This window comes from Psychromonas sp. SA13A (assembly GCF_011378715.1).
Taxonomy (GTDB): Bacteria; Pseudomonadota; Gammaproteobacteria; order Enterobacterales; family Psychromonadaceae; genus Psychromonas.
The window spans coordinates 1-12028 of record NZ_WTKU01000002.1 but is presented as its reverse complement, the minus strand read 5'-3'; the positions used below and the strand labels follow the sequence as shown (position 1 = coordinate 12028).

Below are 12028 nucleotides of genomic sequence, written 5' to 3'. Positions count from 1 at the left end.
CTCTTCGAAAAGATGATTGTTCATGAAAAAACGTCTAGATATACCCTCACATTCTTACACTGAAGCGTTTGATAAAGTTCAACGTGCTCTCGAACAATCACACCCATTACTGGACCCACAATTACCTTTCTTAGTAACAAGATTTGAGTTAATGAGTGGCGTTGGCGTGGTTAATTATCCTCACCGTCATGATTGTTATGAGGTGTTATATATCAGCGAAGGTGAAGGGATTCATATTATTGATTTTGTGCCATACCAAATTAAACCACCGATGTTTTTTTTCCTATCAAAAGATCAAGTTCATTTTTGGCAACTGATAAAACCATTAAACGGCTATACCCTTCTTTTTACTGAGGAGTTTCTAGGTTTTTCATCTTCTAATATTATCCGATCTCAGGACTTTTGCATTTTTAATGATACAACTGATAGTCCTTGGCTTTCTGTTGCAGATGAAAAATTGAGTGTGTTTAATGGATTATTTGCCGACATTGAGCAGGAATTTCATCACGAAAATGCCAGAAGTATTTCTGTGTTACGTGCTTATCTACATATCTTGCTTACTAAAATCTATCGATTATATCTCATTGACCATCCCGAAATGGGCTCTGTAACCTCATCATCTTTGGTTCGCCAATTTAAGCAATTAGTATCTGAATATTTTATTACAGAACATGGGGTTCATGATTATGCAAAAAGAATGGGGATTACTACCAGCCATCTTAAAGACACGGTAAAAGCTATTACGGGATCTGCGCCGGGCAGTATTATCCGTCAACAGCTTATTGTTGAAGCGAAACGACTACTTGCTCATAGTAATGTCACTGTTGCTGAAATTGGTTATTGTTTGAACTTCGAAGATGCTTCCTACTTTGGTCGTTTTTTTAAACGCGAAACAGGTATGAGCCCTATTGCTTTTAGACAGCAAGTTAGGAATAAATATCAAATCTCACCAGAATAGATCCCAAGCAAAAATTTAATTTTTTCTCACATCGATAAACTATATTATTGAACCGCGGAAAGTGCCAGAAAATATGCGTTCAGTCTCTTTATAGAACCAGTGCCAAGGCAGAAAATATACTCCTGAATGAAACATACCTGTTGAGAGGCTTTTACTTTTTAGTGATGCCAATCATCGAGTAATACAAAGGAGTATGAACAATGACATTATCAAAAAAAATAACAAAAAAATTGCCAAAAAAATTGCCAAAAAGGTTGTTAAAAATATTGTTACCGAGACGTATGCATAATGTACTAGGTGCATGCGCTATTGTCGCCCTCTCTTCATTATGCGGAAATGTACAAGCCTCGGATAAATTTGATATAGAAGCGGTAAAAACAAAATATAATTCAATAGATTACGTATATACGTCCATACCAGAGCGAGGATACAACTACTACAAGGTTGCTGACAATGCTTACTATATTCATAATGAGTTCGATAGCATGGTCTTTTTTATTACCGATATTGGTGTGGTCGTTTATGATGCAAGACCAGAACTAACACCAGGTGTATTAGATCTCATTCCCAAGCTAACAGATAAAAAAATCACTCATGTAATCTACTCCCATCATCATAGAGATCACGCTGAAGGTATGCACCTTTATGTTGAATCAGGCCTAATGGCAAAAGATGCCAAAATCATTGCACAACGTGAAACAGAAGAATTCTTAAAAATTGCCCATGAAGATTTACCGGCAGAAAGAGCAAATATGCGTCCAATGCCAAACCTTGTCTGGGATGATGAGTATGTACTTGAAACCGGAGGACTGCGCTTAGAATTTAAAAACTATAGCCGAAACTGGCATTCTCATGATGATGCCGTTGTTTATGCACCTAAACAAAAAATCCTATTTGCTACGGATACATTCCACGCGAAATCAGCTCCTTGGATCCATTTTGGTGAAGCAAGCGATCCTATGATGACTTGGAAAATCCCACAAATATTGTTAGATGATTACCCTGATTTTGAATTTGTCATTACCGGACATGAAAAAATAGTTGCGACACACGAAGATCTAGAACAATACAGAGATTTAATTGCAGATATGCAAAAGATCATGTGGGAAGTGGTTAAATCGGATGGCTTCCATGCAACGATGAAAGAAGCTGGACTTCGCTATAAAGATGGTTCTGAGTGGTGGAACTACAGAGAAGGGATTGATCTCGCCGCTGAGTTATGTGCAGCAAAATTTGTTGAACGTTGGGCACCAAAAGTACGTAATGCGAGCTTAAATGCAAAAGAAAACTTTAGCATGATGTTTATGCAAAACATGATCCTTAACCCATAATTATGTATAGGGACCTCGAATAAACTATTTAATTACTCACGGCCAGTTTAAAACTCGCCGTGAGTTATCGTTTTGTTCTTTCATCGCATTCTGTCATCGCAACTGAGCTTTTTTATTAAAATAATTTAACAGCGCATCCACTGCTAACCCTTTTAGAGAGGCTTGTTTTCCGACCATACAAGCCAACTACTCCACAGCCATTCATCAGTTCAAAATGAAAGACAGGCCCCCACTTTCCATTGTTAAACTTCTATATTTTAAAGCAAACACTAACCACATATTATTAACATCAATATCACAACTCTTGTTTGTTTAATCACCACACATTTTAGTTTTCGGTTATAGTCTTTTGATTAGCCGACTATTTTAAATAGTTGTTAAAGCACTTATTTTACAACGTAAATTACATTATTTAGCATTAAAAAATAACGGCTATTCGCTAAATTTTTAGTCTGATCAGCATTACGGCTATCAGGTTTCTTTGATAAGGGAAGTCATATGAAAATTTCAAAAGTGGTTCTAGGTGTTTCATTAGCACTCGGTCTTTCAGTGGCAGCGCAAGCTGCAGAAGTAGAAGTATTGCATTGGTGGACTTCTGGCGGTGAAGCAAAATCTATTGCAGAGCTGAAAACAATGTTAGAAGCGAAAGGCCATGTATGGAAAGACTTTGCTGTTGCTGGCGGTGGCGGTGAAAGTGCCATGACGGTGTTAAAATCTCGTGTCGTTTCTGGTAATCCTCCTGTAGCTGCCCAAATCAAAGGCCCAAGTATTCAAGAGTGGGGTGAAGAAGGCGTATTGGCTGACCTTGATGACCTAGCTAAAACAGAAGATTGGGACAATCTGTTACCTACCGTTGTTTCGAACACAATGAAATATAAAGGTGAATATGTAGCCGTTCCAGTCAATGTCCACCGTGTAAACTGGATGTGGACAAACCCTGAAGTATTTGAAAAAGCGGGTGCGACTGTACCAACAACGTGGGATGAGTTCTTTGTTGCGGCAGACAAAATTAAAGCAGCGGGCATGACAGCTGTTGCCCATGGCGGACAGCCTTGGCAAGACGCAACAACGTTTGAAACAGTTGTATTAGGTACCGCTGGTGCAGAATTTTATAACAAAGCATTCATTGACTTAGATCCTAAATCATTGAATAGCCCTACCATGATTAAGGCCTTGAAGGTTTTTCATAAAATCAAAGACTACACCGATGCAGGTTCACCAGGACGTGATTGGAATCTAGCGACAGCCATGGTGATTAATGGCGAAGCGGGTATGCAATTCATGGGTGATTGGGCAAAAGGTGAATTCACTGCTGCGGGTAAAATGCCGGGTAAAGACTATCTATGTGTAGCTGCACCAGGTACAACCAATGATTACACCTTTAATATCGACAGTTTTGTTATGTTTGAAGTGGATGACAAAGAACTACAAAAAGGCCAAAACGATTTAGCGAGTACTATACTAAGTCCTGCTTTTCAGGAGATATTCAACCTGAATAAAGGCTCAATTCCTGCTCGTTTAAACCTACCTATGGATAAGTTTGATGACTGTGCAAAAATATCAGCAAAAGACTTTGTCAGAACTGCTAAAGCAAACACCTTATTACCTAGTATGGCGCACGGTATGTCTACGTTCTCTTCTACTCAAGGTGCAATCTTCGACACCATTACTGAGTTTTACAACTCAGATTCAATAACGGCAGAAGCCGCAGCTGCAAAACTAGTAAAAGCAGTCGCAGCCGCTCAATAAAGTTTAACCCTTTAGTTCATCCGGATATCAGCTATTTCTAGTTGCTATCCGGCTTTCATTTTAGCTATCTCATTTAGCTATTTAAGAGGATCGATCTTCTTATGAATAAATCCAGCACTCCCCGTCAATCGCTAGGGGAATTATTACCAAAACTAGTCGTAGCGCCAACTTTTGTTGTGGCAGTGATTTTTATCTATGGCTTTATGTTGATGAATGCTTGGTTATCCTTTAGCTCATCCCGTATGTTGCCAAAATATAATTGGGCAGGATTTCTTCAGTATGAAAAGCTGTTTGCCAATGATCGTTGGTGGGTAGCCGCTGAAAACCTATTTATATTCGGTGTTTTATTCATTGTAATTTGCTTAGTACTTGGATTGTTTATGGCGATTTTTCTGGATCAAAAAATTCGTGCGGAAGGCGCTATTCGAACCATCTATTTATACCCGATGGCACTGTCTTTTATTGTTACCGGTACGGCCTGGAAGTGGATATTGAATCCTGAACTGGGGATCCAACGATTAGTGCGCGAAATGGGATTTGAATCATTCACTTTTGATTGGTTAGTCAACACGGATATGGCCATTTATACCGTGGTTATCGCTGGTGTCTGGCAATCATCAGGTTTCGTTATGGCACTGTGCCTTGCTGGTTTACGAGGCGTTGATGACAATATAATTAAAGCAGCTAAGGTTGATGGTGCTTCAATGCCACTTATCTATCGAAAAATAATTATTCCTGGGTTACGCCCAGTATTTTTCAGTGCATTTATAATACTGACCCATATTGCGATTAAGAGCTTCGACCTCATTATTGCCTTAACAGGAGGAGGCCCCGGATTCGCAACCGATGTACCTGCTACCTTTATGTATACCTTTTCCTTTACTCGCGGACAAATCGGATTGGGTTCAGCAGCTTCTATGATGATGTTAATGGCGGTTATTACCATTATCGTCCCGTATCTGTATTCGGAGCTAAGGGAGAAAAATAATGAACATTAAAAGAGTTTTGATTTATAGCATTCTAAGCTTTGCCGCCCTTATATACTTATTGCCTCTCGTAGTTATGGTGATCACTTCGCTTAAAGACTTGGACGAAATCCGTTCAGGCACCCTATTATCAATGCCACAGGCTTTGAACTTCGATTCGTGGGATAAAGCATGGGGCTCTGCCTGTACAGGAGTAACTTGTGAGGGCTTGAAAGGCTACTTCTGGAACTCAGTATTGATCGTAGTCCCTGCCGTCATAATCTCTACGGTAATAGGTGCATTAAATGGATATGTACTGACCAAATGGAAGTTTCGTGGTAGTACTCTATTTTTTGGCATGTTACTGATTGGTACGATGATCCCATTTCAGGTTGTCCTATTGCCAATGGCGCGCATGCTAGGTTTTCTTGGGCTTGCAGGAACCACCTCTGGCTTGATCATGGTACACATCATTTATGGTCTGGCATTTACTACATTATTTTTCCGTAATTATTACATCAGTATTCCTTCAGAATTAGTCAATGCCGCACGTATTGATGGTGCTGGATTTTGGATGATTTTCCACCGTATTATTCTACCTCTTTCAATACCAATTATTGTTGTATCGGTGATTTGGCAGTTTACGCAAATATGGAATGACTTCTTATTTGGCGTAGTTTATTCATCAGGAGATTCACAACCCATTACAGTTGCACTGAATAATCTTGTTAACACGAGTACGGGTGTTAAAGAATATAACGTAGATATGGCAGCTGCCATTATTGCAGCACTACCTACCTTGTTCGTGTATATCGTTGCCGGCAAGTATTTCGTTAAAGGACTCACAGCAGGCGCTGTTAAAGGTTAAGGGACATTATATGCACGCTTTAAAAATACAAAATATTGAAAAAATCTATGGAAAAGTCAAAGTACTCAAGGGCATTGATTTAGAGATACAACCGGGTCAGTTTTTGATTTTAGTGGGTCCATCTGGTTGTGGTAAATCAACCCTGCTTAATATGATTGCCGGTTTAGAGCCTGTCAGTAATGGCAATATTTTTATTGGAGATAGAGACGTCACGCACTTAGATCCAAAAGACCGTGATATTGCGATGGTATTTCAATCCTATGCACTCTATCCAAATATGACCGTTCGTCAGAATATTGAATTTGGTTTAACCATTCGTAAGACGGAAAAATCAGAACAAAAAAAGATTGTAGAAAAAGTGTCAAAGTTATTACAAATAGAATCATTGCTGGACAGAAAACCCAAGCAACTCTCTGGTGGCCAACGGCAACGTGTTGCAATGGGCAGAGCGTTAGCCCGCGATCCTTCGATTTTCTTATTTGACGAACCTCTATCAAATCTTGATGCTAAATTACGTGTTGAGATGCGAGGTGAAATTAAAGAATTACATCAGCGAGAAGGAACCACCATTGTTTATGTTACTCATGATCAAATTGAAGCCATGACATTGGGTGATGTTATCGCAGTGATGAAAGATGGTGAAATACAGCAATTTGGACCACCACAAGAAATTTATGACAATCCGCGTAATCAATTTATTGCCAGCTTCATGGGAAGCCCTTCAATGAATTTCATCCCTTGTCAGGCTGAAAAAGTGGATGGTGATATGCCGACTATGCAAATAACTCTTGAAAGCGGCAATGAGAAAGTGAAGGTGCCAATTAAACAGAATATTAAAGGATTAGAAGCATACGCTGGCAAATCTGTTATTTTGGGTATTCGACCAGAGCAAATTACTCAGCAAGGTGAAGAAAAACCCGATAGCGCCATGTTGAATTGTGATGTCGAACTTATAGAACCAACAGGCCCAGATACCCTAGTGACAGTGAGGATAAATGGTGTAAAAACGGTTTGTCGTATCCACCCAACTGCAGAAAGCAAAGTCGATAAGTTAATGCCATTATTGTTAGATATGTCAAAGGTAGTGTTTTTTGACCCCGATACACAGGAACGTGTGTATTAACGGTTAATTTGCAGGAACGATAAAATCACTCACAGAACTATTTACAGCTTCCCAACAGATTAACCCCTTAATCTGTTGGGTTATAACCGTGTTACTTCAATATGCTTTATCAAGCGCTAGCTTCGATGTCTGCTCAATATTTTCTGCCCATAAATAAGTACGAGGAACACAAGGTGAAATACAGTAATAATAATGTGTATATGATAACGACAATTGAGATTGGCGAGACTGAGTCATAACAACGACCTCTGAGCATTTAAATTGTTCAGCTAAATATTACGATTGGGATTGGTATTATTAGCGTTTGCTACTTTTTTATTTCGTCGACATCGTTCAGAGCAATACAAGACTCTTTCCCAGCAGGATCGCCATTTTTTCCGCCATGCAAAATCCTTTTCACAGGTAAGGCAAGTCTTATGCGCTAAGGTTAATTTTTTATGCATTATCTATTCTTTTTCTTTTTAGCTGATGAAGCTGTGCGCACATGTTTAGCAACGATACGACGCCCTTCACTTTTACTATCAGCCCGTTTTCGAAATCCCCAAAGTAAATCGCGAGCTATTTTTCCTGTTATCTCAATATCAATCATTGGATGTGGGTAATCTTTTCCTAGTTCGAACTGATAAAACTGTTGTTCCATAGGTGATAATAACCAAGGGCTATGGACTATTTCTTTTGGTAATTCAGCTAATTGAGGTAACCATTGACAGATAAACTCAGCATCGGGATCTTTGTCGGTAGACTGCTTAACAGGATTATAAACACGAATAACATTGGTACCGGTCACGCCTGATTGCATCTGAAATTGAGGGTAGTGAATACCAGGTTCAAAATCAAGAAATAAGCTTGCCAAATAAGCAGCGCCTAACCGCCAGTCAACCAGAAGATGATGACATAAGAAACTCACTAGCATGGCCCTCATACGAAAATTAAGGTAACCCGTTTTGATCAAACAAAGCATGCAAGCATCCACCAGCGGATATCCTGTTTGTGCTGTTTTCCATCGTTCTAAACGCACTTCTATGGTTAACATACAATGCACTTCAGGATAAGTTAACTGGCTGTATGCATTATTGACAGGCCGACATTGCATTTGGTGTTCACTTTCAAATTTTTGAATAAAATGGCAATGCCAATGTAATCGAGAAGCCAAAGCATTTATAGGTTTTTGCCAACCTTTCTGCGACCGCTTTAATAAAATTTGTTGGTATAATTGCCTTAAACTGATATTTCCCCAAGCGAGATAAGGCGAAATTCGTGAACAACTTTTACGACTTTGCAAAGGCTTGGAAATATTAAAATGATAATCTTTGCCACGATCAGATAGGAAAGAGAACAGTATTTTTTTCGCCCAACCTTCACCACCTGTTAGCATAAGCTGATTAGGGATAGACCATGACTCTGGAAAGGGGGTTGTTTTTAACATTTGAATCGATTTTAGAGTCAATAAAGACTCAGAGGTTAAAGTAGGTTGCACTAGCTTAGCACTCATTATTTTTTGCCAATTTTCGTCCCAGTTATCTCGGTTTCTCTTGCCACGAATAACACCTCCTGAAGGTGTTTCTTGCCAAACAATCTGTTTTTGCTCGCACCATTTTTTAACCAATTTGTCGCGATTAAAGGTGTTAAGCAAACCTATTTCTTGATGGCTAAATAAATGATTTATCGTGAAGCTTTCATTTATTTCAATTAGCCCCTTTATAGCGTCACCAAAATAGACATACACTTTAGCGTTGAAAGCTAAAAGTTGTTGGTTAATGTCCTCGATAGACTGTAAGACAAATCGCCAATGGCGTTCATCATAATGGGCATCGGCAATCAGCTCAGGTTCAAAAGCGTAATAGAGTAAGGTTTTACCTGATTTTAGCGCATTCGCTAAGGGTTCATGATCACTCAAACGCAGATCTCTTTTAAGCCAAACTACATTTAAATGTTCGGTGTTTTTCAAGACAGTCTGCTCAGTCGCGTTTTTTTCAACCATTGTTTATATTTAATAATGGCCAATCAGCCATATCAACCGAGTCTAACGGCTCATTTAACAGAGCTTTATCTTCAATCCATTTGCTTTGATATAAACCATCAGGATCATAAAGCGCCGTTTGCTTTTGGATATTAAAATGTCGCCCACCTCGAGGATCAACGCCAACACCCGCAATGTATTGCCAATTCCCCCAGTTGACGGCAGCATCATAATCAATCAAATGCTCTTCAAACCAGGCAGCACCAAATCGCCAATCAACACTTAATTCATTGACTAGGCAACTCGCCACAATTTGTCGGCCACGATTACTTAAGTATCCCGTTAGTCTGAGTTCATTCATACATGCATTGACTAAGGGATAAGGCGTGAGCCCCAAACACCATTTAGTAAAACGTTCAGGATAAAAAGAAGTCAGTGGGTAAGATGTTGCAAGTCCCTTAAATTGATAGGTTTTTTCGCCTACCTTGAAATGTAACCATTGGAAATATTCACGCCATAATAGTTCAGCATAAATCCATTGGGTAGAACTGTTTTTTTCACGTTGAAGTTCAAACTGCGTAAGAGTATGAAATACTTGCCGTGGAGAAATACAGCCATAACCTAACCAGGGTGATAGCTTAGTGCTATTTTGAAACCCGTCTAACTCGTTTCTCACTTCCTTATAAGTGAGAGGAGCATCTGATGAAAAATAGCTTTTAAGATGTTCTAAAGCCTCATGCTCTCCTCCATCAAAATAATGCCCCTGTTGGGCTTCCTTATAGGGTTTATTATTTAGCCATTCAGGTCTGTTAATTGTTGGTGCTAACCACTGGTTAAACATGTTAGGCAAGCTATTAATTTCAGATAGTGGCTCAGGTACTATTATGTTACTCATCAATTTTTTAAATTTTGAATAACTGCCAGGTAATTCTTTAATAGCGAAAGGTAGTATGCTCTCTTCAAAAAGAGTGAATTGTTCAACTTGATGTATAGCAACCGATGGCATGTGAGTGGCAAGAGATTCCATCAAACGATTTTCATTAGTACCCGGTAAGCGAGTTTTAATTAAATCAGTAATTTGATATTGCTGACAAAGATCAACCAATACCGACAACGAATCACCATAAACAATATGCAACTGTTGTCCTATAGCTAATAAACTGCGATTAAAATCGCTTAAGCAGCTTTGTAAAAAATGCCAACGATTATCACCCAATGCTTTAGATTGGTATTTACTAGGTTTAAACCATTTCTTATCAACAACAAAAACACAAAGTAATTGCTCACTGTCACTGGCTAATTTGAGTGCTAGGTTATCATTGATTCGAAGGTCTTTAGTGACAAAGTAGAGAGAGCGTTTCATTGAAAAATCCAACAGTTTAAAAATTATTTATACGTTACTCGCTTAAAATAAGATCAAAAATAACAAAGCAATAAGTTGTGCTTTCGATATTGTTATCATAAGGAGGAATTTGGATTTTTACTTCTGTGGAAAAGCTATTGTATTTATCTTCGCCACATAAATAATAACGTGAATTACAGTGGTAATAAGGTGTATCTGATAACGACACTTAAGATTGGCGAGACTGAGTCATAACAACTATCTCTTAGCATGTAAAAGCGACATAACTAAGAGATAGAAGAGTCATTATCAGTAGTCTATTATTGGACTCGATACGCCAGCATACAAGGACAATAAGTTTATCCATCAATATAAAACAACGAGCCGCAACTCGGGATTCGCAGTTAAAACGTTATAAATATGCCTGCAATGCGAGTAATATTTATTTTGTAGATAATTTATTATTTAACTTGTAAGCAACAACATAGTCTCCGATAGTTGTACCGATAGAACCATGCCCACCTGCAACTTGAACCACCATTTGCTCACCGTTACTATTTAAATAAGTCATAGGTGTTGCTTATCCACCAGCAGGCAAACGACCTTTCCATAATTCATGGCCATTAAAATAAAACTTCTAGACAGCCAAAAATAAAACTTCTAGACAGCCAAAAACTTTTATAATTAGTTAATGAGTTAATGATGCACAAAGCTGAGTGAAATATGGTCAAAAAACTGTAGATTCTCGTCAACAGGTGAAAGCTGAAGAGAAATTTCTGAATATAAAATAGATTTTATAGTGTTTTAGACAGGTAAATATTTTAGCTTTCGCTAATAGCTTATTAAGAAAGAAAGAAAGAAAAAAAGCAATAAATTAATGCATATTTCGTCGTAATTCGTTTTTACTGGCAATCCAACGCTTACCGGTATGCGCTGCAAATGCGGCTAATTCATCTAATGAGCCTACCGCGCCTTGGTAGTCTTTTCCAAAACTACTCGCTAGTGATAACCAACTTTCACTGTCAAGTCCAAGTATGTTAAGCAATTTAGGATGATGCCTAACAATTGCACCGCGTTTACCATCTCGTAAAATACGACCGCTCCAATCGACCAACTCGATATAATCAAGCAGTGAGAATGGTATACCCTTCTGACTACTTACAAGAGATTGAGTTTCATGCTCATCACCTATAAAGCCCAATAATGGCTTTTTCTTAAAACTTAACCCGACCAAAGAAGACTCTTTGTTGTTTTCCTCTTTAAAAGCAACACCATGTATGCGCTCATAAGCAGAAGTGTATTCTGACGTTTCAACGCTATTATTCATTTTGGCTCGAATTGGATTAAGGTCGACATAAGCCATGCAAGTTAACAATGCATCTTCATCTAGCAAAGCCTGAGACTTAAATCTACCTTCCCAAAACCGACCAGAGCACTCATCTTCCTTATTCGCTTTACGAGCGATAAACTCATTTAAACAACGCATAAACCAAGATATATCGACTAAACGTTCTCGCCAACCATGAATGATAGTTAATGCCGCTTTATTTTCCGCTACTGAGATGGTTTGTTCACTCAACCACCGCTCTACTAATACAGGCTTAGAATAGAGCTCACACCAACGTTCACAGACCTGTTCATTACTTAGCCCTTCATTAAGCAGTTCATCCACATGCAACACTAAATGATAATGGTTAGACATGATGGCATAGGCACAAATATCGATATTAAA

At 38.6% G+C, this 12028-nt stretch carries 12 protein-coding genes; 6 read left to right on the top strand and 6 right to left on the bottom strand.

All coding sequences use genetic code 11. The features are described from left to right. Positions 1-22: 22 nt before the first annotated feature. The 6 genes from GQR44_RS02780 to ugpC all read left to right on the top strand — a co-directional run bounded on the left by GQR44_RS02780 (position 23) and on the right by ugpC (position 6994). Positions 23-958: an AraC family transcriptional regulator gene (locus GQR44_RS02780; protein ID WP_166369043.1), complete on the top strand. Its 936-nt coding sequence runs from the start codon at positions 23-25 to the stop codon at positions 956-958. A 200-nt stretch (positions 959-1158) separates the two neighbouring features. Continuing rightward, entirely contained in the window at positions 1159-2289 is a 1131-nt protein-coding gene (locus GQR44_RS02775) for an MBL fold metallo-hydrolase (RefSeq protein ID WP_166369041.1), read from the top strand. Between the two features lie 498 nt (positions 2290-2787). Continuing rightward, on the top strand, positions 2788-4038 hold the full coding sequence (locus tag GQR44_RS02770) for an ABC transporter substrate-binding protein (protein ID WP_166369039.1): 1251 nt from the start codon (positions 2788-2790) through the stop codon (positions 4036-4038). A 101-nt stretch (positions 4039-4139) separates the two neighbouring features. Further along, entirely contained in the window at positions 4140-5036 is an 897-nt protein-coding gene (locus GQR44_RS02765) for a sugar ABC transporter permease (RefSeq protein ID WP_166369037.1), read from the top strand. After that, positions 5026-5871, top strand: coding sequence for a carbohydrate ABC transporter permease (locus tag GQR44_RS02760; RefSeq protein WP_166369035.1), 846 nt, complete (start codon positions 5026-5028; stop codon positions 5869-5871). The genes GQR44_RS02765 and GQR44_RS02760 overlap by 11 nt, the downstream gene beginning before the upstream one ends. Before the next feature lie 10 nt (positions 5872-5881). After that, positions 5882-6994 carry a sn-glycerol-3-phosphate ABC transporter ATP-binding protein UgpC gene (gene ugpC / locus GQR44_RS02755; RefSeq protein ID WP_166369033.1) on the top strand — a complete coding sequence of 371 codons (1113 nt, stop codon included), beginning with the start codon at positions 5882-5884 and terminating at the stop codon, positions 6992-6994. A 96-nt stretch (positions 6995-7090) separates the two neighbouring features. Here the strand turns inward: ugpC and GQR44_RS02750 are convergent, their stop codons facing one another. From GQR44_RS02750 to GQR44_RS02730, 6 genes are all read right to left on the bottom strand, one after another. Next, complete coding sequence (locus tag GQR44_RS02750) at positions 7091-7231, bottom strand: hypothetical protein (protein ID WP_166369031.1); 141 nt, start codon at positions 7229-7231, stop codon at positions 7091-7093. Positions 7232-7263: 32 nt separating this feature from the next. Continuing rightward, a complete protein-coding gene (locus tag GQR44_RS02745; RefSeq protein WP_346774321.1) occupies positions 7264-7440 on the bottom strand; it encodes a DUF2256 domain-containing protein in 177 nt (58 codons plus the stop codon). After that, a complete protein-coding gene (locus GQR44_RS02740; RefSeq protein WP_166369027.1) occupies positions 7437-8975 on the bottom strand; it encodes a deoxyribodipyrimidine photo-lyase in 1539 nt (512 codons plus the stop codon). The genes GQR44_RS02745 and GQR44_RS02740 overlap by 4 nt, the downstream gene beginning before the upstream one ends. Next, entirely contained in the window at positions 8968-10317 is a 1350-nt protein-coding gene (locus tag GQR44_RS02735; protein WP_166369025.1) for a DASH family cryptochrome, read from the bottom strand. Before GQR44_RS02735 ends, GQR44_RS02740 begins: the two co-directional genes overlap by 8 nt. 421 nt (positions 10318-10738) lie before the next feature. Continuing rightward, positions 10739-10867, bottom strand: a complete 129-nt coding sequence (locus tag GQR44_RS19605) for a hypothetical protein (protein WP_277344344.1) — start codon at positions 10865-10867, stop codon at positions 10739-10741. A 303-nt stretch (positions 10868-11170) separates the two neighbouring features. Continuing rightward, positions 11171-12028: transposase (locus GQR44_RS02730; protein ID WP_166369023.1), on the bottom strand; the 858-nt coding region annotated here is incomplete at its 5' end.